20 protein-coding genes and 1 tRNA gene are annotated in these 20,921 nt (G+C 35.6%); 11 read left to right on the forward strand and 10 right to left on the reverse strand.

What is annotated here, in order from left to right; translation table 11 throughout:
• Nucleotides 1-3 precede the first annotated feature (3 nt).
• The gene (gene mtgA, locus AC1DY0_RS03140; RefSeq protein ID WP_477187218.1) at nucleotides 4-747 is read left to right on the forward strand and encodes a monofunctional biosynthetic peptidoglycan transglycosylase; all 744 of its coding nucleotides are present in this window, start codon (nucleotides 4-6) and stop codon (nucleotides 745-747) included.
• 112 nt (nucleotides 748-859) lie between these two features.
• Here the strand turns inward: mtgA and AC1DY0_RS03145 are convergent, their stop codons facing one another.
• From AC1DY0_RS03145 to AC1DY0_RS03155, 3 genes are all read right to left on the reverse strand, one after another.
• Nucleotides 860-1,219, reverse strand: a complete 360-nt coding sequence (locus AC1DY0_RS03145; protein ID WP_477187219.1) for a hypothetical protein — start codon at nucleotides 1,217-1,219, stop codon at nucleotides 860-862.
• Between the two features lie 174 nt (nucleotides 1,220-1,393).
• Nucleotides 1,394-2,206, reverse strand: coding sequence for a LytR/AlgR family response regulator transcription factor (locus AC1DY0_RS03150; protein ID WP_477187220.1), 813 nt, complete (start codon nucleotides 2,204-2,206; stop codon nucleotides 1,394-1,396).
• A 412-nt stretch (nucleotides 2,207-2,618) separates the two neighbouring features.
• Nucleotides 2,619-4,160: a glycine--tRNA ligase gene (locus AC1DY0_RS03155; protein WP_477187221.1), complete on the reverse strand. Its 1,542-nt coding sequence runs from the start codon at nucleotides 4,158-4,160 to the stop codon at nucleotides 2,619-2,621.
• 96 nt (nucleotides 4,161-4,256) lie between these two features.
• Here AC1DY0_RS03155 and AC1DY0_RS03160 point away from each other — a divergent pair, with 96 nt between their 5' ends.
• Nucleotides 4,257-4,940 (forward strand): ComF family protein, encoded by a 684-nt coding sequence (locus AC1DY0_RS03160; protein ID WP_477187222.1) that lies wholly within the window; start codon nucleotides 4,257-4,259, stop codon nucleotides 4,938-4,940.
• Nucleotides 4,941-5,124: 184 nt separating this feature from the next.
• On the opposite strand, the gene AC1DY0_RS03165 is transcribed toward AC1DY0_RS03160, so the two are convergent.
• From AC1DY0_RS03165 to AC1DY0_RS03180, 4 genes are read right to left on the reverse strand one after another with little or no spacing between them, the layout of a single operon-like run.
• Nucleotides 5,125-7,386: a hypothetical protein gene (locus tag AC1DY0_RS03165; protein ID WP_477187223.1), complete on the reverse strand. Its 2,262-nt coding sequence runs from the start codon at nucleotides 7,384-7,386 to the stop codon at nucleotides 5,125-5,127.
• The gene (locus tag AC1DY0_RS03170) at nucleotides 7,346-8,350 is read right to left on the reverse strand and encodes a hypothetical protein (protein ID WP_477187224.1); all 1,005 of its coding nucleotides are present in this window, start codon (nucleotides 8,348-8,350) and stop codon (nucleotides 7,346-7,348) included. Before AC1DY0_RS03170 ends, AC1DY0_RS03165 begins: the two co-directional genes overlap by 41 nt.
• A gap of 21 nt (nucleotides 8,351-8,371) precedes the next feature.
• A complete protein-coding gene (locus AC1DY0_RS03175) occupies nucleotides 8,372-8,542 on the reverse strand; it encodes a hypothetical protein (protein ID WP_477187225.1) in 171 nt (56 codons plus the stop codon).
• A 2-nt stretch (nucleotides 8,543-8,544) separates the two neighbouring features.
• Nucleotides 8,545-9,303: an enoyl-CoA hydratase/isomerase family protein gene (locus AC1DY0_RS03180; RefSeq protein ID WP_477187226.1), complete on the reverse strand. Its 759-nt coding sequence runs from the start codon at nucleotides 9,301-9,303 to the stop codon at nucleotides 8,545-8,547.
• Between the two features lie 126 nt (nucleotides 9,304-9,429).
• Between AC1DY0_RS03180 and AC1DY0_RS03185 the strand changes: the two genes are divergently transcribed.
• The 9 genes from AC1DY0_RS03185 (at nucleotide 9,430) to AC1DY0_RS03225 (ending at nucleotide 18,032) form a co-directional block, all read left to right on the forward strand.
• Nucleotides 9,430-9,503: transfer RNA gene (locus AC1DY0_RS03185), tRNA-Ala, on the forward strand.
• A 305-nt stretch (nucleotides 9,504-9,808) separates the two neighbouring features.
• A complete protein-coding gene (locus tag AC1DY0_RS03190; protein WP_477187311.1) occupies nucleotides 9,809-11,905 on the forward strand; it encodes a prolyl oligopeptidase family serine peptidase in 2,097 nt (698 codons plus the stop codon).
• 640 nt (nucleotides 11,906-12,545) lie between these two features.
• Complete coding sequence (locus AC1DY0_RS03195) at nucleotides 12,546-13,319, forward strand: threonine/serine exporter family protein (RefSeq protein ID WP_477187227.1); 774 nt, start codon at nucleotides 12,546-12,548, stop codon at nucleotides 13,317-13,319.
• A 1-nt stretch (nucleotide 13,320) separates the two neighbouring features.
• Nucleotides 13,321-13,842 (forward strand): threonine/serine exporter family protein, encoded by a 522-nt coding sequence (locus tag AC1DY0_RS03200; protein WP_477187228.1) that lies wholly within the window; start codon nucleotides 13,321-13,323, stop codon nucleotides 13,840-13,842.
• 570 nt (nucleotides 13,843-14,412) lie between these two features.
• Nucleotides 14,413-14,634, forward strand: coding sequence for a helix-turn-helix domain-containing protein (locus AC1DY0_RS03205; RefSeq protein WP_477187229.1), 222 nt, complete (start codon nucleotides 14,413-14,415; stop codon nucleotides 14,632-14,634).
• Complete coding sequence (gene dcm, locus AC1DY0_RS03210; protein WP_477187230.1) at nucleotides 14,631-15,875, forward strand: DNA (cytosine-5-)-methyltransferase; 1,245 nt, start codon at nucleotides 14,631-14,633, stop codon at nucleotides 15,873-15,875. Before AC1DY0_RS03205 ends, dcm begins: the two co-directional genes overlap by 4 nt.
• Nucleotides 15,876-15,906: 31 nt before the next feature.
• Nucleotides 15,907-17,133: a type II restriction endonuclease gene (locus AC1DY0_RS03215; protein ID WP_477187231.1), complete on the forward strand. Its 1,227-nt coding sequence runs from the start codon at nucleotides 15,907-15,909 to the stop codon at nucleotides 17,131-17,133.
• Nucleotides 17,134-17,148: 15 nt separating this feature from the next.
• Nucleotides 17,149-17,568: a very short patch repair endonuclease gene (locus tag AC1DY0_RS03220; RefSeq protein ID WP_477187232.1), complete on the forward strand. Its 420-nt coding sequence runs from the start codon at nucleotides 17,149-17,151 to the stop codon at nucleotides 17,566-17,568.
• A gap of 149 nt (nucleotides 17,569-17,717) precedes the next feature.
• Nucleotides 17,718-18,032 carry an HPF/RaiA family ribosome-associated protein gene (locus tag AC1DY0_RS03225; RefSeq protein ID WP_477187233.1) on the forward strand — a complete coding sequence of 105 codons (315 nt, stop codon included), beginning with the start codon at nucleotides 17,718-17,720 and terminating at the stop codon, nucleotides 18,030-18,032.
• Between the two features lie 55 nt (nucleotides 18,033-18,087).
• On the opposite strand, the gene AC1DY0_RS03230 is transcribed toward AC1DY0_RS03225, so the two are convergent.
• The 3 genes from AC1DY0_RS03230 to AC1DY0_RS03240 are packed head-to-tail and all read right to left on the reverse strand — an operon-like array spanning nucleotide 18,088 to nucleotide 20,777.
• The gene (locus AC1DY0_RS03230) at nucleotides 18,088-18,654 is read right to left on the reverse strand and encodes a tetratricopeptide repeat protein (RefSeq protein ID WP_477187234.1); all 567 of its coding nucleotides are present in this window, start codon (nucleotides 18,652-18,654) and stop codon (nucleotides 18,088-18,090) included.
• Between the two features lie 30 nt (nucleotides 18,655-18,684).
• Nucleotides 18,685-19,374 carry a peptide chain release factor H gene (gene prfH / locus AC1DY0_RS03235; protein ID WP_477187235.1) on the reverse strand — a complete coding sequence of 230 codons (690 nt, stop codon included), beginning with the start codon at nucleotides 19,372-19,374 and terminating at the stop codon, nucleotides 18,685-18,687.
• A gap of 11 nt (nucleotides 19,375-19,385) precedes the next feature.
• Nucleotides 19,386-20,777 carry an RtcB family protein gene (locus AC1DY0_RS03240; RefSeq protein WP_477187236.1) on the reverse strand — a complete coding sequence of 464 codons (1,392 nt, stop codon included), beginning with the start codon at nucleotides 20,775-20,777 and terminating at the stop codon, nucleotides 19,386-19,388.
• Nucleotides 20,778-20,921 lie beyond the last annotated feature (144 nt).

The raw sequence follows: 20,921 nt of genomic DNA on the forward strand, positions 1-20,921 counted from the left end.
AAAATGGCAACCAAAATAACACCCAAAAAAACAACAAAAAAACCTGTAAAAAAGCATAACAAAAGTTTTATGACCAAAGTAAAATGGTTTCTGCTAAAAGCGTTACTATGGTTTTTTGGAATATCTGTTTTTTTTGTGGTACTTTTTAAATTTGTACCCGTTCCATTCACCCCTCTGATGGTGATGCGTTATTTTGAAAATAAAGCAGCTGGGAAAGAAATATACTTCAGCCACAATTGGGAACCAATTGATAAAATTTCCATGAACCTACAAAAAGCGGTAATTGCCAGTGAAGATGGAACTTTCCTGACCCATAATGGATTTGATTTTATCGCCATGCAAAAAGCCTACAAAAGCAATGAAAGAGGACGAAAGATAAAAGGGGGGAGTACCATATCCCAGCAAACTGCCAAAAACGTTTTTCTTTGGCAAGGGAGAAGTTATGTCCGGAAAGGCTTAGAAGCTTATTTCACCGTTTTAATAGAGCTTATTTGGGGTAAAAAACGAATTATGGAAGTGTATCTTAACAGCATCGAAATGGGTGATGGTGTTTACGGAGCCTACGCGGCAACAGAACATTGGTATCGAAAAGATGCTTCAAGCTTGACAATGGTTCAAGCTGCAGGAATAGCAGCCATTTTACCCAATCCAAGAAAATTTAAAGCAACCAGTTCCTCATCCTATATCAACAATAGAAAAACAAAAATTGTTAGGATTATGAGACACATCGGAAAGATTGAATATTAAGCCCCAATTATTGGTTTTTTCATTTTGAATTCCGTAAGTATTTGAGTTTAAAACACAAAAAAAACCAGTGAATTTATTTCACTGGTTTTAATAATTTATTAGAGTCAACTATTTAATCCAATTTTCTGGTTCTTCCTGTATCTTGTCCTCCAGTACCATCGCCTTCAGCATAAGCGATTTGGCTTAATTTCATTCCTCCGCCATTAAAATCCAATTTTCTGGTTCTTCCTGTATCCTGTCCTCCAGTACCATCACCTTCATTATAAGCGATTTGGCTTAATTTCATTCCTTCACCATTAAAGTCCAATTTTCTGGTTCTTCCTGTATCTTGTCCTCCAGTACCATCATGACTTGTTTTGCTTAATTTTATTACTGCGATGTCATTAGTAAGAGTATTTGTTTCTGGTGAAGTAAAAGAAGTTAACACCATTACTACTGTAAATAATCCGATTGTTAAGGTAGTTCTTTTCATGATTTTAAGGTTTTATGTTTTTAAAAATTTTACGATTTTTGATTCCTTTTGCAGGAATTTCTTTTGTAAAACTACACAGTAAAACCTTAAATTTTCTTACAGTGAAGAGCCTTTATGGTAATTGACATTCATTTGTTAGTGGATGGGTATCAAATCTTGGTAAATAGCTTATTTTTAGACCTCTATGTAATTTTCGTTGGAAAAATCACTTATAATAAAGTCTATATTTTTCTTATAAGACTTTGAAAATGGAAGTTTTATGGTGGTGTTCTTAATATAGCAAACTGAGTTACCAGTGTGGATTCTAGCTATATAGTTGCGGTTGATTATGTAACTATTGTGAATTCTAATAAATGGGATTGATAGAACTGCTTCAAAATGTTTTAAAGTTTTGAAAGCGGTGATTACCTCTCCATTATTTAAATGAATATCGGTTGAATTATTATCGGCTTGTAAATAACAAATGTCTTTAGAGTCAATATAACGATGATCTCCATACGATTTAATGCATAAAACAAGATTTTTTTTCTTATTTGTAGTCTCAATAGTTGTATTCGATGGAGTATTTTCTTCTGGACTTGGCGCTTGAATTAAAATAATTTCATCATCCCAATTTGATTTTTTCAGTTTTAAGATTAATTTTTTAAAATCGAGACTCATTAATGGTTTTATCAAATAATCGGTTACTTCGTATTGTATTGCTTCAAAGGCTAAATCTTTTTTTGACGTAGTTATAATGATTTTTGGAATAACTTTTAAGTATCTATACAATGCATCAATTAGATTCAAGGAAAGATTACTCTTTTTGTTGGTTGGGTCTATTTCAAGAAAAACCAATTTTGGACTATGCTCAATAATAAGATTTAAAGCATCAGCATAATTATATGCGGCTGCTATAAATTGAAGCTCTGAAAAACTAGCTGTAATAGCTTTTGTTTCCAAAACACTTTCAGGATCATCATCAATTATTATGTACGAAAAATTCATTAATAGCTTTCCTAATTTGGTTAGTTGCGTAACGAACTGCTGTTCTTTTTGTAGATTATTGCTTTAGTTAATTATTATAATTCATTGGGACTAATGAAAAAAAACTAGCTAATTGTAATTTCAAAATGGAATTGATGCTATTTCGACAAAATAAAATTACATAAATCATGTTTTTTAAAACTTAGTTGTTAATATCTATAAAATGAATGTTAATAGATTGCGACGAAATGCACATAAATACGATGAACTGCATTTTTTAATTAAGGAAAAACAGTACAAATAGTTTTAGAGTCTTTTTATTAGAAGAAAATAAGAGTAAACAAGTGAAGTTGTGTGTTTGTAAACTCAATTACTTTAATATAAAAAGTGCTTCCCAAAAGAGAAGCACTTTTTATATATTATAATGAAATGATTACATTTTCATTAGCCAATTTTTCATAGAAACTTCATTTTCGATGATTGATTTCAAGTCGGCGATAGCTACACGATCTTGTTTCATCGTATCTCTATGACGAATGGTTACCGTTTGGTCTTCGATAGTTTGATGATCCACTGTGATACAGAAAGGAGTTCCCAATGCATCTTGTCTTCTGTAGCGTCTTCCTACTGCATCTTTTTCATCATAGGCCACATTGAAATCCCATTTTAAATCGTCTATGATTTTTTTGGAGATTTCTGGCAAACCGTCTTTTTTAACCAATGGTAAAACGGCTGCTTTTGTAGGAGCAAGAACCGCAGGTAATTTCAATACTGTTCTAGTTGAACCATCTTCCAATGTTTCTTCTTTTAATGAAGTAGCAAAAACAGCCAAGAACATTCTGTCTAAACCTACTGAGGTTTCTACCACATAAGGGACATAGTTTTGATTCAATTCGGCATCGAAATATTGTAGTTTTCTACCTGAATATTCTTCGTGTGCTTTTAAGTCAAAGTCAGTTCTGGAGTGAATTCCTTCCAATTCTTTGAAACCAAAAGGGAAATTGAACTCGATATCGGCAGCAGCATTCGCGTAGTGAGCCAATTTTTCGTGATCGTGAAAACGATAATTTTCTTTTCCTAGACCAAGAGATAAATGCCAGTTCAAACGAGTAGTTTTCCAATGTTCGTACCATTGCATTTCTTCACCTGGACGAACAAAAAATTGCATTTCCATTTGTTCAAATTCACGCATACGGAATATGAACTGTCTTGCAACGATTTCGTTTCTGAATGCTTTTCCAGTTTGAGCAATTCCAAAAGGAACTTTCATTCTTCCTGATTTTTGTACGTTCAAGAAATTCACAAAAATACCTTGTGCAGTTTCTGGACGTAAGTATAAATCCATTGCCGTATCAGCAGAAGCTCCTAATTTGGTACCGAACATCAAGTTGAATTGACGCACTTCAGTCCAATTTCTAGAACCAGATTCTGGACAAGCAATTTCTAATTCTTCAATTAATGCTTTTACGTCTTCTAAATCACCAGCTCCTAAAGAACGGCCCATTCTTTCCAGAATTTCTCTTTCTTTGGCTAGATATTCTACAACTCTTGCATTGGTTGTAATGAATTCTTGTTCGTTGAAAGCATCTCCAAAACGAGCTTTCGCTTTTTCGATTTCTTTTTTAGCTTTTAGATTTAGCTTTTCAGCATAATCTTCAATTAAAACATCGGCTCTGTATCTTCTTTTGGAATCTTTATTGTCTATTAATGGATCGTTGAAGGCATCAACGTGACCAGATGCTTTCCAAGTAGTAGGGTGCATCAATATTGCCGCGTCCAATCCTACGATGTTCTCGTTCATTTGAACCATCGATTTCCACCAATATTCGCGTATGTTCTTTTTTAATTCTACTCCGTTTTGTGCATAATCATAGACTGCACTTAAACCATCGTATATTTCGCTTGACGGAAAAATAAATCCGTATTCTTTTGCATGCGAAACTACATTCTTAAATAAATCTTCTTGTTTTGCCATAATAGTGCAAAAATATAAAAAGGGAAATTAAAAAAAGAAAAAAAATGAAGTTTGAAGAGGAGGTTTTCTTATTTTTATGGATAAATCATTTTTTTTATGCTTAATTCCTTGATTAATTTATTTTTCCCAAAGGTTTGCGCTGGTTGTAAATCATTTATAGGCACTAATGAATATATAATTTGTACACTTTGCCGACATGAATTGCCTCTGACGAACCATCATCTGAATCCCGAAAATGAAGCATTCAAAAAGTTTTATGGTCGAATTCCAGTCGAACATGTTTCGGCATTATTGTATTTTAATAAGAAAGGAATGGTTCAGGAAATAATTCATAATTTGAAATACAAAGGGCATGAAGAAATAGGAAGCTTTTTGGGTGAATGGTATGCATCCGATTTAAAAGACAATTCCATTATGAATAATGTGGACGTGATTATTCCGGTTCCTTTGCATAAAAAACGATTGAAAGAACGGGGTTATAATCAGGTTACGAATTTTGGACTAGCCTTGTCCGATAATTTTAAAATCCCTATGAACGATTCCATTCTAAAGCGAAAAGTTTATTCTAAAACCCAATCGAAGAAAAACCTTTTGGGAAGGACAGAAGGGATTGAAACGGTTTTTGATGTTGCCTTCACTGAAGAAGATACCAATAAGCATTACTTACTGATTGATGATGTTTTGACAACGGGAGCTACTCTCGAAGCCTGTTCAAAGGAGTTGCTGAAAATTCCGGGAGCCAAAATTAGTATTCTTTGTATGGCAATGGCACATTCCTGATGTTGTATTCGATATTTGGTTCTGCACTAAAGATGAAATTCCATCCGTAGAATATCTTGATTATGTGCGTGAAGGATGGGAGCAAGTTACCGAAGTAACGTGTACAGCCTGACAGCGTTGAGGAAAGGGGTTGTATAAGCGCTACGAAAAGTAAGCCCCTTTTCTCAACGGTGACACGCCCAACTTATTTTTGCACATAGGTTTTAAAATACCCGCATTCGTTGATGATTTCCTTATAATATTTGGTTTTTGAATAATTGGCTTTTATGTTTTTGAAGCCTTGCCAAGCGATAAAATTAGTTTTGTCGTCCTGAATATCCCAAGTGGATAAATTAAGCGAATAGTATTTTTTGTTGTAATAATCGTTTCGTTCACATTTGGCCATCATGTATTGAGTTTTGGCTTTTTGTTCATTGTTTTTAGCAGCTGAAAATGCTTTTTCGTAATAGGCTTTCGCCAAAGAGCAGTTGGTAATCATGTCACGAATTGGATCTCTGAAAAAATCGGGAGTTGAGCCAGAACCAGCAATATTTCCTTCATAAAACAGTCGGCCGTTGCCAAAATGGGTGATATTGTAAAATGCATTACCGAGCAAAAGACTGTTGTTGTACACATCGACTTTTTTCTCAACATTATCCTGCATTTTTTGGATAATGGTTAAGAAGTCAAGCATCGTATATTTCTTTTTTTGAGCGGCTTGATGGTCGCAATCGTGACAGTCTTTGATGTTGCCCAGAAATGGATTTCCATAAAAAACAGTGTTTTGAAGTTTATCCGATTGTTTTATAAACGCAATGGCCTCTGGAATTTTGTTTTCAAAAGTGGCTTTAACACCTTGAAAATAGTTAATGTCGGCCAGTTTTATTTCATAAATGGAAGCTCCAATTTTTTCTATTTCTGTTTTGTTTGCTTTGGATAAAAAAGCCTTCATGTCGAGTAATTGTTTTTCATGGTCATAAAAACTTGATTCATGATTGAAAATTTCGGTCATAACGGTATTTTTTTGAGAGCGGTATAATGCTGCCAAATAGTTTTTGCTCCAAGCGGAAGCATTTTCATAGCGGAAATTTTCAATAGGCTTTTTAGGCAATTCAAAATACAACCAAGATAAATCTGCCAAGATGGTTTTTTCGTTTTCTGGATTCAGTTGGTCAATTTTACTGAGGTTGTTTACAAATCGTAACAGTCTTACTTGATCAACAGCCAAAGGAGTCTTTGGCATTTTGCTTTCGGCTTTGTCAAAATTCTTATCGGCTTGCTTGAAGTTTCCGTTCAGTGTTTCTAGATAGCCCGCAGCCACATTCCATAAATAAGGTTTTGAAGTTTTGTCCGATTCTGCAATTTTGGTAACCAAATTGATAGTTGATTTTTGAATACTGTCTTTGGTTCTTTTTTTGTTTTCAAGTACAGTTTTGTCTTTGAAAGATTGGTCAATTTTGTTTTCCTGATTATTGATTAATCGGGTCAATAAAAAGTCAAGGTGTTGATTTTTTGGCTGCAGTTTGTAGATTTCGGCGATGGCTTTTTCATCATCATTATAATAGCCTTGAATAGCCCAAAGAGCTGCTTTTTCATCATCGGTTTTGGCCATTGACAATGATTGTTTCCAATCTTTTTGTTCTTGTGGATGAAAACAATAGGCTGAAACCACTCTCATAGTTGGGCATTTGTCAAAAACCTGACTGTAGAGAAAATTAGATTTGGCATAATGTTTTTGTTTGTATTCTACTCCGGCTACGTAGGCCAACGCTCTGTAATACAAAGTGTTTTTTGGAATTGATTTTTCTGTTTGATAAAAGAAAGACACACCATTTACCTGACGATCACTGTAAAAACTAGCTTTAATAGCCAAAAACCAATATCTGTTTTTCAGGAAAGGATCCTTTGCGTCGCTGTATTTTTTTTCAATTGATTTGATCCAATTACCATCGGTTAGGAGCTGTGGTTTTGTTGTTTCGTCATAGTTCCAAGAATCGAATTGTTGGGTAGAATAGGTTTCAACAATTTGGGCATCACTCAAAAACATTAGAAAGTCTTTTACTTTACTGTCGTTTATGTTGAATTTTTTATTCCATTTTTCAGTCCATTTATTTGTCTTTCCTTTTTTATAATAAATGTTCAAATCGGAAACATCTGTACTGCTTGAATCAGTTAGGAAAAAGGTTAGGTCTTTTTCGTTTATTTTGCCTTCAAGATACGTCGACCAGTCTTTTATATTCTCGGAGTTGAATCGTGTGCGGTGTTCAGTGTCAAAACCAATTCCATAAAAAACATCAGTAGACAAGAAAAGTGGAGAGTAGGATTTGTCCACAAAAGTTTCGGGTGTGAAGTTGGAATCAAATGACCAACCCCAATCTCCATCTGCGCATGCGTAAATTGTTCCGTAAACTAAAAGCGCAAGAGCACTAAAAGCAATTAATAATTTTTTTAAAAAGGGCTGTATCATATTTTTTTAAATTGAAATCGTCAAGATCATAAAAGATAATTTCTTTTGGATTTTGAGTTGTATTTTCTTCAAGGTTATCTGCCATCTCTAGCAAATCGTCTTCTGAAATTGTTTCTGTTTTTATCTGGTCATTTTTTTTATAAAAAACACCGTCTTTAAAGTTGGAACTTGTAACGGTGAGCCAATTGTCTTTTGTAAGAACAAAACTACTGTTATTTTTTAAATTATCGATATCAATTTTGTTTCTCAAACCAATTATTTTTCCATCTCTTATATGAATGCCCCAGGAATAAATAGGTAATGCAATATCTATAGGTAAAGGATAATTTTTTAGACTTGATAAATAACGATTGGCAATGTTTAAATCGTATATCGAATTTAAGGAATCGGTTGCTATTTTCCCCATATTGTAGTACATCAATACGCCTCGGTCTACATTTGGGATTTTTGTTTTCTTAAAATATTTTATCTGATGAAGCCGAATGGTTGCCGATAGTTTTTTATTGGAAACCTTTTTAAAAGCATCTATAAATCGCAAGTAATTGTCTTTACTTTCAAGAGTCCAATCACAATCGATTTGGATTTCCTGAATGGTAATATTGTTTTTTGAGTTTATTTGCCGAATGAAACTATTTGTTTTTTGAGCCAAATCCAACAGGTTTAATTTCTTGTCCAGCATCACCTTATTTTTGATATAAACCACAGGAATAATTTCAAAAGCTGAAGTTATATATTCAAAACGGATTGGAGTTCTTGGAAACGGTTTCTGAGTTTTCGGACTTAAGTCAATATCAAAATACCGAATATAAAGTCTCTTAACTTCGTTTGCCGTCAAGGTTTTTTTTTCTTTTGGCGAAAGCCTAAAAATGGTTTTCCAATAATAAAATGAGATTGTAGGCTGTTCCTGTTGCTGGCAGGAAATAAAGAGACAGAGGATAACACCAAAAAGGATTGTTTTTTTCAAAGAGAAGTTGCTTTTAATGAGTTACTCTTTTCTGTTTTTGGCTCGAGTGTAAGTCCAGTAGGCTAGTAAAACCAATATTACAAAGGGTAAATAGGAGCCTATAAGAACACCTATTTGATAGCCTTCATTGGGAGCATTTTTAATTTTCTCGTTAATGTTTACCTTTTGGAGCAGTAGGATGAAAGCGGTCATTATTATTTAATTAAAGCGTTTTTTGTAAAATCGGATAGGACTAGTCTGCCGGAAATGGCAGCTCTTTCTTTTAATAGTTTATCCCAATGTGCTGTTCCTTCCCAAAAGACTTTTTTCATTTCGGCAAGTGCCTCTGGATTGTAATGGGACAGTTTTTTGGAGAAAGCGGTTACTTCTTGATCTAGTTCTTCTTGGGTTTCCAGTACTTTAGCATATAATCCTTTTTGGTGGGCCCAGGAAGCTGCTTTCCATTCGTGTGCGGCCAAAGTCATTTCGGCCATTGCTGTTTTTCCAATTTTTCGACTTACGGCAGGTTCTATCACAAATGGGCCAATTCCAATTGCCAATTCCGATAATTTGATAGCGCTTTCTTGGGTTGCAATTGCATAATCACAGGCTGCAATAATGCCGACGCCCCCACCTACGGCTTTTCCTTGAATACGTCCTATGATAATTTTTTTGCAAGAGCGAATAGCATTAATCAAATTGGCAAACCCAGAGAAAAAGCGGGTACCTTCATCAAGAGTGCTTACTGCCAATAATTCATCAAAGGAAGCACCTGCACAAAAAGCCCCGACACCTTCACTTTTTAAAACAATTACTGAAATTTCGGGATTATCACTCAAAAAAGTAAGTTCATTGGTTAATCGATCCAACAATACTCTGGGGAAAGAGTTACTGGCGGGATGACCAAACTGCACCGTAGCGATTTTGTTTTCTATGGTTGTTAAGAGTGTTCCGTTTTTATCAGATGTAAGCATAAGGTGTATTTTGATGTAAAGTTAAAAAAGTAACCGAAGCAAAATGTTATTTTTTTTGGATTTAAAGAATAGTCTTTTTGAAATTTGCATATTCCTAGAATTATATGTTATATTTGCGGCACAATTGGGGGATTAGCTCATTTGGCTAGAGCGCTTGCCTGGCAGGCAAGAGGTGGTCGGTTCGAATCCGATATTCTCCACACATCAAACCCAAACTATGTTTGGGTTTTTTTATGCCTTGTTCTGAAAAGTTGACTATAAATTGAAAATATTGAACCATTAAGAAATTAAGATTCATTAAGAAAGACCATGAGCCTTAATGAATCTTAATTTCTTAATGGTTTAAATAAAAAAGAATGTCTATGATTTTTTCAGTAAATCACTAATGTTTCTTTGTTGACTTTTGATAGTTTTTCATTTTTCTCTACTGTCTAATTTTCTAAAAACTTTCCCTATTTTTGTTAGATACTTAAACTAACAATTTATGAAAAAAATCCTATTTCTGATGGCTGTATCTTCTTCATTGGCTTCTTTGGGGCAAAACCAAAAGCAAACTCCAATAACTTATCCCAAAACTGCAAAAGGCGAAACGGTTGATGTTTATTTCGATACCAAAGTTAGCGATCCGTACCGTTGGCTAGAAGACGACAAATCGGCGGAAACAGCTGCTTGGGTCAAAGAAGAAAACAAAGTAACTTACGATTATTTGTCTCAAATTCCTTTTAGGGACGCATTAAAAGCGAGGCTCGAAAAACTTTGGAACTATGAAAAAATAAGCGCACCGTTCAAGGAAGGAAATTTTATTTACTATTATAAAAACAACGGATTGCAAAATCAGGCGGTTTTGTATCGCAAAGATGCCAAGGGCAAAGAAGAAGTCTTCTTGGATCCAAATACTTTTTCAAAATTAGGAACAACCTCATTGGGCGGAGTTGATTTTTCCAAAGACGGTTCCAAAGTAGCCTATTCCATTTCCGAAGGTGGAAGCGACTGGCGAAAAGTAATTTTGATGGATGTAAACAACTTCAAAAAACTGGAAGATACTTTGGTCGATATTAAGTTTAGCGGAGTGTCTTGGAAAGGAAACGAAGGATTTTATTACTCCAGTTATGACAAGCCAAAAGGAAGTGAACTATCAGCTAAAACAGATCAGCATAAATTGTATTATCATAAATTGGGAACAGCCCAAAAAGACGATCAAGTCATTTTTGGTGCAGACCAAAAGCGCCGTTATGTAGGCGGAGGCGTAACCGAAGACAATCATTATCTAGTGATTACTGCTGCCAATTCTACTTACGGAAACGAATTATACATTCAGGATTTGACCAAACCCAACAGTCCTATTATAACGATTGTAGACAATTTCAACAGTGACAATAACATCATAGAAAACGAAGGGGGAAAATTATTTATAGAAACCGACTTAAATGCACCAAACAAACGCATTGTGAGTGTGGATGTCAACAACCCAAAACCAGAGAATTGGAAAGACGTTATTCCTGAAACCGAAAATGTGTTGACACCAACAACCGGAGCTGGGTATTTCTTCGCCAATTATATGAAAGATGCCGTATCGATTGTGAAGCAATATGATTACTCGGGTAAATTAGTGCGCGAAATTCAATTGCCGGGATTGGGGACAGCCACTGGATTTGGAAGCAAGAAAGACGAAAAAACACTTTATTATTCGTTTACCAATTATATCACGCCGGGAACCATTTATTCTTTTGAGCCAAAAGCAGGAAAATCGGTGGTTTATGACAAACCAAAAGTTGATTTCAAAAGTGAGGATTACGTTTCTACCCAAGTGTTTTATACTTCCAAAGACGGAACAAAAGTCCCAATGATAATTACCCATAAAAAAGGCCTAAAACTAGACGGAAAGAACCCAACCATTCTTTATGGATACGGTGGATTCAATATTAGTTTGACGCCAAGTTTTAGCGTTTCCAATGCAGTTTGGATGCAAAATGGCGGAATCTATGCGGTAGCCAACCTTCGCGGAGGTGGAGAATATGGCAAAAAATGGCATGATGCGGGAACCAAAACACAAAAACAAAACGTATTTGATGATTTCATTGCAGCAGCCGAATACCTAATTGCACAAAAATATACATCCTCCAGTTTTCTTGCTATTCGTGGCGGATCCAACGGTGGATTATTGGTTGGAGCTACCATGACCCAACGTCCCGATTTAATGAAAGTCGCTTTGCCGGCCGTGGGCGTGATGGACATGTTGCGCTACCACACCTTTACCTCTGGAGCCGGTTGGGCTTTCGATTATGGAACCTCGGCAGACAGCAAGGAAATGTTTGAGTACTTAAAAGCGTATTCCCCAGTTCAAAATGTGAAATCGGGTGTTCAATATCCCGCCACTTTGGTCACGACGGGCGATCACGACGACAGGGTAGTTCCTGCACACAGTTTTAAATTTGCCGCCGAGTTGCAAGAAAAACAAGCAGGAACCAACCCCGTTTTAATCCGAATCGATATCAACGCAGGTCACGGCGCCGGAAAATCACTCGCAGCAACCATTCAGGAAATCTGCGACATCCAAGCTTTCACACTCTATAATATGGGATTTACAAGCTTGTCAAAATAAGTAATCCATAATAATAATAATAAGGAGCTTGATCCTGCTGTACGCTGCAAGCTTTTTCATAAAACGCCCTTTTTCTAAGAACAAAAAGGAGCTTCCGCTGGTCGCTCTTTTTATTCAAGAAAAAGGGCATTTTATTTCAAAAGGCTTTTCGCTTCCATCAGGGCTAGGGCATCCCTTTTCATAAGAAGATTTCATTTGTAAAATAGTCATTTAATTTATTCCAAAGATTTTCGCCAAAGTTTCATCTCAAAGTTCCCCACAATCTTGTCATCCCGAGGTACGAGGGAACTCAACAAGTAGCTCGACAATCTCCACAAAAGACATTTCTCCTTTTTTTTGAGATAATTACAAAAAAGCAGAATGTTAACTCTTAGCCCCGATAGAAGTGAAAATCCCCCGCTTTTGGGGCGGGGATTGTAACGAATAGCGGGACGATGTTGCCCAAAAGCGCTAATGTTTCTGCTCCAAAAACAACAAACCAACTCCATTTTTGATGCTTTTTCGACTTTAACCATAAGCGAAATCGTTAGAAATCACTTGTTATTTATTATCTTAACAAATTAATGCTTTCATGATGAATATCATTCTTTTAAGGGACTAATTCGTTAAATTTGAGAGTAAAATTAACAACCGCATTTATATGGAAATTGTTGCAAAACCAAACAAATATGAACTGGGAGAAATGCTCCTGGAAATAGGTTCCTTACTCATGGTTTCAGGAGCCAATACCGAACGTGTCAAAGTCACCATTAGCAGAATAGCAGGTGCTTTTTGTTGCGATTCGGATTTAATGATTACCAATCATGCTTTGATGATTACTTTAACCTATAAAGACAATATCAAAACGTTTACCAGTGTAAAATGGGTGCCGAATATGCACCTCAATTTCAATCTCATTTCGGATATCAGTACGATGAGTTGGAAAATTGTAGAAGAAAAATGGTCTGTGGAACGCATCAATAAAGAAATGAAATTACTGGACCGAAAACCATTATATCCAAGATTTGCAGTTTTGTTTTTGGTGGCCTTGGCAGGAGCTTCATTTTGTAGATTGTTCGGTGGTGGATTAATAGAAATGATTCTTTGCTTTTCCGGAAGTTTCTTGGGGCTTTTTGTGAGACAGGAAACCATGAAACTCAAATTCAATTTTTATGTGTGTATTTTCTTCGCGGCCTTAACCTCTTCGTTCTTGGTCGGGCTCTATTCGTTTCTAAATCCCGAAGGAGAATTTATACATGCCTTATCCACTTCGGTATTGTTTTTAATTCCCGGTGTGCCCATGATCAATTCCTTTTCGGACCTGATTGACGGAAATATATTAAACGGAACCACCAGAGGCGTAAATGTTTTGGTCATCGCTTTTGCCATTGCATTGGGATTGATGGTTTCATTATTAATTTTTAATTTACACTAAAATGGATTTTGCATTATTAGAAAAAGGAATTTGGTTGGGTTGTGCAGGTATCGGTTTTGCCGTTTTGTTCAATGTGCCTCGCCGTACTTTAGGAGTTATATATATCATCGCAGCATTGGGCGGATTGCTCAAATTTTATTTAATATCACTCGAAGTAGGATTGGTTTTCGCGGCTTTATGCGGTGCGAGCCTTATCGGTTTTTCTAGTGTATTGGCGGCACACTATCGCAAAGCCCCGCCGATGACATTTGCGCTTCCGGCATTAATACCTATGATTCCGGGATTTTTTGCCTACAAAGCCATGGTAGGAGTAATGAAATTAACTGCCGAACAAGATCCGGATGTTTATACCAAACTCTTTTTTGAAACGGTAAAGAATGGTCTTTCGGCTTGTTTTATCATCTTGGCTTTGGCCGCAGGAGTTGCCATCCCGTTGCTCATCACCCGCAAGGAAACCGTGAAGCGAATCAAAGCGGATATAGTTTTAGAAAAACAACTCGAAAACCTAGAAGAAGAAAATTAAAAGAAACCTTTTATAAACCTAAAAACGCCAGTCGAAAGATTGGCGTTTTTTGTTTTTCAAAATTGAAAAAGGATTGAATAGAGGTGTTTAGCACCTATATTGTTGGTACTTAAAACCATCAAAGTAGGTGTTTAAAACCAATAATAGAGGTACTAAGGACCAATAGTATTGGTATTTAACACCATCAAAGTAGGTATTTAACACCAACAATAGAGGTACTAAGCACCAATAGTATTGGTATTTAAGACCAATACTATTGCTATTTAACACTAATAATAGAGGTACTTAGCACCTCTTTTTTTGATTAATAAGGCTAGTTTAGGATAAAAAATGGGGCTAAATCCTTCTTTAGCTCGTATTAGATGTCTATTGAACATTTTGGTTCCTACTTCTCAATAATTAAAACAGATATGAATCTCGATATGACACTTAAATTAACCAAACGCCAGTCGAAAGATTGGCTTTTTTTTGCTTTTAAAACTTATAAACAATAACAATAAGTGACTCTTAAGCCGTTGCACCAAAAGCAACATTCGGATAGATTTGTTTCACTTCAATACTTAAAAATTAATGGATATCAATATTAAAATTGGCGATAGAATTCGTGAATTAAGAAAAGCTAAAGGCTTGTCACAAGAGGCATTGGCGAACATTGCAGAAGTAGATAGGACATACATGACCAAAGTTGAAACTGGAAAAAGGAATGTAACTGTAAAGATTTTAGATAAAATAATCCTCGCATTGGATAGTGATTTTGCGACTTTTTTTAACGAATTAAATTTTAAGAAATGAAGAAGCTAAAAAAATATTCTGATATAAAGGAGAAACTCCAGATTGAAGTTGATAAAAAAACCGATAATGGTCTTGCTCAACTTACTCATTATTTTCAAAACCATACAAACGGAGTTTCACAATATTTCAAAGATGATGCAACTGAATATTTATTCGATATTCATGAAAAATTGAATATTGTTGAAGAGCCTAATTTTCAGTATTATTTACCGATTAAATGGGATATACCATTTCCTCCCCCTAAAAATCCAGAATTCAAATTTATTGATCTATTTGCTGGGATTGGCGGAATAAGGCTTGCATATCAAAATTTAGGTGGTAAATGTGTTTTTACTAGTGAATGGGATTCTTATTCGAAAAAAACTTATGAAGCTAATTTCGGAAAAGTTCCTTTTGGAGATATAACTCAAATCAATGAAAATGAAATTCCTGATCACGATATTTTACTAGCAGGTTTTCCTTGTCAACCATTTTCAATTGCAGGAGTTTCAAAAAAAAATGCTTTAGGAAGAAAGCATGGTTTTTTAGATGAAACACAAGGAACACTTTTCTTTGATATAGCACGTATTCTTAGACATAAAAGACCTAAAACTTTTATGTTAGAAAATGTAAAGAATCTAGTATCTCATGACAAAGGCAACACCTTTAAAGTTATCCAAAATACCTTAAGAGAATTAAATTATAACATTTATTTTAAAGTTTTAGACGGTAAGCATTTTGTTCCTCAACACAGAGAAAGAATTATTATTGTTGGATTTGATAATGACTATTTTGAAGGAAAAGAAAATTTCAAATTTCCTGAAATGGGTGATGCAAAGTTTGCATTAAAAGATATTCTTTTACCAGAAGTTGATCCCAAGTATACATTGTCAGATAAGCTTTGGAACTATTTACAGGAATATGCTAAAAAACATAAAGCAAAAGGAAATGGTTTTGGATTTGGTCTAGCAGATTTAAACGGAATTTCAAGAACTATGAGTGCCCGATATTACAAAGATGGAGCAGAAATATTAATTCCTCAAGAGGGTAAAAATCCAAGGCGATTAGTGCCGAGAGAATGCGCTAGACTTCAGGGTTTTCCTGATGAATTTGTTATTCCTGTTTCGGACAATCAAGCCTATAAACAATTTGGAAATTCAGTTGTATCTCCTTTAATGCAAGCGGTTGGTGAAAATTTAGTCGCAGAAATTGTAAAACAAAAGGCTAATCAAAAATTAAATTCTCTTAGCAATAATAGATAAATAGTGATAAATTAATTTTAACTTTATAATAATGGGAAATGGTCTTCTTTCAAAATACTTTAAAGGCATAGTCGCAAAAAAACTTAGTGAAGTTGAAGTTGATCCCCAAGTTTCTAACCAACACGAATTCAATGGTATTAATGAATTTAAATCTATTTTAGGGGCAGGAAAATCTACATATGAAGGTATTTTTATATATCTAACTGATAATGAAGAAACTATACTGAAGGAAGTAGGCTCTCTGACTTGGTATAACGCACGGGAAAATCATCCCAAAAGAAATGAATTTCGCCTTTATTATTCCACAACACAAATTATGGAAAAGGCTAATGCTGGTGATTTTTTATTAATTGGGCTCACACATGATGATAAATTAGCTGTGGTAATAGCTCCAAGGGGAACAACAGCGGAACAGCAATTGCTTTGGCTTTTTGAAATTGGAGAGATTGGAAACAAATTTATTTTCCGTGATATTTCCTCAAATGACATCAAACTTAATTTTGCAGGAAAGTATATTCTTAATTCTCTTGGCTTTGAAATTGATGAGACTGAGCCAGATTTCTTAGATTTGATACTTAAGACATTTGGAAGTCAGTTTCCTTCAACAGCGATCTTTTCAAATTTTGCCCGTTCTACAGTTGATAATGTCTCCCCTATTGAAGAACCTGATAAAACTTTAATTGCTTGGCTTGAAAGAGAAGAGATGCTTTTCAAAACGCTTGAGAAACATATTGTATCAAAAAAACTTGAACAAGGATTTGGAGAAAATAGGATAGACGTAGACGATTTTATTTCATTTTCATTGAGCGTTCAGAATAGAAGAAAGTCTCGTGCCGGTTTTGCTTTTGAAAATCATCTCGCTTCGATTTTTAAATTTCAAGAAATTAGTTTTTCTAAAGGAGCAAAAACAGAAAGGAATAATAAACCTGATTTTCTTTTTCCGTCGATAGCAAATTATCATAATCCAGATTTCCCCGTTGAATTATTGACCATGCTTGGTGTAAAGACTACAGCAAAAGATAGATGGAGACAAGTTTTATCAGAAGCAGAGAGAATTACTTCTCAGAAACATTTAATTACTTTAGAGCCAGCAATAAGCGTCAATCAGACTGACGAAATGTTTGCGCAAAATTTACAACTTGTAATTCCACAATCTTTGAAAGAAACTTTTACGACTTCCCAACAAGTAAATTTATTAAACCTTCAAGACTTTTTAAACGTAGTTCGCCAACGACAAAATAAAATCATTAAATATTAGTTAACTTAAATTGTTATGGATCGTCACACTCCTTTTCAACGTTCCAAAAACATGAGTGCCATTCGCAGTACCAATACCAAAGATGAGGTACGATTGGCTAAAGCTTTGTGGCATCTCGGCTACCGGTACCGTAAAAACAATCGAACCGTTTTCGGCACACCGGATTTAACCTTCAAAAAACTCAAAATTGCCATATTTGTGGACAGTGAATTTTTCCATGGTAAAGACTGGGAAAGCCAAAAAGACCGCGTCAAAACCAATACGGAGTTTTGGCAAAAGAAAATAGAACGAAACATTCAAAGAGATGTTGAGGTAAATAATTATCTGGAATCACAACATTGGAAAGTAATTCGTTTTTGGAGCCACGAAATTGAAAAAAAGCTAGAAGATTGTGTTGCCATAATCGAACAAGAAATCGCTTTACTACAAAAATAATGTTATCTTTTTTCATTATAAAAACACTTCCGCCTTTAAACCAAAAAATAACTTTTTTCTTTCATAATGTTTTGCTAAAATGAGATTCTTTTAGGAATTAATTTTTAACTTTGAGATATACCGTAAAAATTTAATTAAAATATTTATATATGAAAGTACAAATCAACACAGACAAGAATATTGAAGGAAGCGAAAGATTAGAATCTTATTTTTCTAGTGAAATCACAAGAGTATTATCCCGTTTTGATGAAAAGGTAACTCGCATAGAAGTGCATTTTGGTGACGAAAACAGCGCCAAATCAGGTTTTGGCGATAAGCGTTGTCTTATAGAAGCTCGTCCAGCAAATATGCAGCCTATTGCCGTTACAGAACATGCCGATTCTATTGAAAAAGCATTCAACGGAGCTTTGGATAAAATCAAAAAAGTACTTACCACTACATTCGATAAACAAAAAGTGCATTAAGCAAATTATCAATTATATATAAAATGAGGCTGTCTTTTTGGACAGCCTTATTTGTTTATAGAAAAAACCACTTTCGTTTGCCTTTCTTTTTCTTCTCTTTTTCAGTGGTGTCTTTTTCAGACTTTGACTTCTTCTTGGAAGCTAACAATTTCTTTTTGGTTTTGAGACGTTTTTCGGTTTCTTCTATTTCCTGTAAATTGTCGTTGGCGGTTATCAAAAGTTTGATTTCTTTCAACAGTTTCAAAGCCAATAGAACTTCCTGTTGTTTTTCTAACAGCATCACTTTTTTGAGCTGAATGGCTACTTTGTCTGTCCCTTTTATGGTTAAAGCAAAATCGATTAATTTCGACGCTTCCTCATAATCTTCATTCGAAAGCAACGCATCCAAGTAATACGGATAGACCGCAACAGCATGAAGATTGATGGCCAGCGCTTCTTGAAAGTAACGCTTGGCTTCCTCATAATCCTGTAACTGTTCGGATTGCACTCTGCCGTATAAGCACAGAGCGGTAGTGTCTTTTTCGTTATAAGACAAGGCATAGTCCAATGATTCTATGGTTCCTTCGAGCCAATACGGATAATTGTCTAATGCCTGAAAAATATATTTATCTACTGTTTTCATGTTGTTTTATAGTTAGAATCGTGACCTGATTTATTCAGTGTCGTGATTCAATTGTTGTTTTAATTTTTGTCTTTCGGATTTGTAGCTCTTGACTACTTTTTGATTTTTAAAATCAGATCCGCTAAAAGTTCTCGTTGGATTGCCTCTGGCCACATTCAATTGATTTTCCCATTGATTATTGGCTTGTTTCTTGATTTCTTCCAATTCAAAAATCTTGAATTTTTCAAGTAATCTTTCGGTAGCCAGTTTTTTGTTTTGGTGCTGCGAACGGGAATCCATTGCCACAGTGCTCAATCCTGTGGGAACATGTGTAGCGCGAATGGCCGAGCTGACCTTGTTTACATGCTGTCCGCCTGCACCGGAACTCCGCATGGCCTGATACTGAATGTCTTTTTCAGAAATGGTTTTTATAGCTAAAGCATCCATTTCGAATATGCCAATAAACCAGTTTTTTCTTTTGTGCATTTTTCTGAAACTGCTTTGTCCAATCCATTGAATGCTTCCCTTCCAAGAATCTACAAATTCGACAACCGTTTTACCTTTTAACAGAATCAAAGCGGTTAAGACGGTTCCATTCTCTGTTCCGGCTTCTCTTTGCAAAACTGTGGCTTCAATTTGGCTAGTCTGTGCTTCTTCCAGCATTTTTTTAAGCACTTGGGCAATCACCCAAGTGCATTCTGCGGGACCTCGCCCTGCTGTTATCTGAATTATTTTTTCCATACTTTAAATTTTTATCGGTCCATACGGACAATTTTTGGCGTAAACGTTCCTAATACAGTGACTAGTTCGGTTTGTAGCGCCATGACTTTGTGAATGTTTTTGTAGGCCATCGGCGCTTCATCAACATTGCCACCAATCAGATGAACATCATGGTCTTTCAATGTTTTTTTAATTTCACTTGGCGTAAAAGTGCTTTTGCATTTGGCTCTCGAAAACAATCTTCCTGCTCCGTGTGAAGCAGAATTTAATGATTCGGGATTGCCTTTTCCCATAACTACGAATCCTGGTGCAGTCATTGATCCCGGAATTATACCCAGTTGCCCTTCGTGGGCGGGAGTAGCGCCTTTTCTATGAACAATGCATTCTTTTCCATTTACCATTTCTTTCCAAGCAAAATTGTGATGGTTTTCGATAGTTGCAACGACTCTTTTCCCAATGGCTTTGGCTACTCTTCGGTGAATATCATCGTGGCAGGCTTTGGCATAATCTCCGGCTAAATTCATCGCCAGCCAATATTCCTGACCATCATGCGTATTCAAATCGAGCCAAGCCAAATGCTGTACATTCTTTGGCAACGGACATTGTTTGGTTGCCAAATAGGTATAATGTTTTGCAATATTGGCACCCATGCCACGAGAACCACTATGCGATAAAACACAAAAATAGTTGCCCGGTTCCAGTTTCCATTCCGGCAGAACAGTGTCTAGCTGTACAGTTCCAAATTCCACAAAATGATTTCCTCCTCCCGAGGTTCCCAATTGCTTGTATGCCTTAGAAAGCAATCCCTTAAGCAATGTTATGTCCTGAAACTCGCTTCTGCTGAAAATTTCGTGATCGGCTTTGTTAGCGTGTGTTTCGTTCATTCCAAATTTGGTATGCTCTTTTAAAATGGCTTGCAGCTGATGGTCTTTTCCTTTGATAAAAGAAGCAGGCAAATCAAATATGGATAAGCTCATTCGGCATCCAATATCGACACCAACACCATACGGAATAACCGCATTGTCTGTTGCCAAAACGCCGCCAATTGGTAATCCATAACCGGAGTGAGCATCGGGCATTAAAGCACCCGCTACAGAAATTGGCAGTTTTAAAGAATCATACAATTGAAACTTTGCTTGTTCATCGATTTCATTCTCTCCAAAAATGGAGAATGGCGCACGCGTGGTCTGCAGCTGATGCATTCTTACCGCGACAGGATTAACAAGCCCTTCAGCTACTTTACCCCAAGTGCCGTCATTTTTATAGTTTTCCGGATGGAGCAGTACATCTTTGGCTTCATTGATGATGCGCTCTTTTTTTTCTTTTTTTCGGTATCGGCTAATCTGCCCTAAGGCGATATTGATACTGTTGTTTTTAGGGAAGCCTAATTTTATTAGGTCTCTTCCCGATAATTTATTTCCCATGAATTTTTTACTACTGTTCGTGTTGTTTTGCAACGCTACAAAAGTCCAATCCTGAAATAAAGAAAGGAAATGTAACGGCAAAGCATCTTATCCCATATGGGATAAAGTAAGGAGCTGTGTTCGGGAATTTTTTGAGAAGAGTCT

It is taken from the genome of Flavobacterium sp. P1_E4 (genome assembly GCF_056405915.1).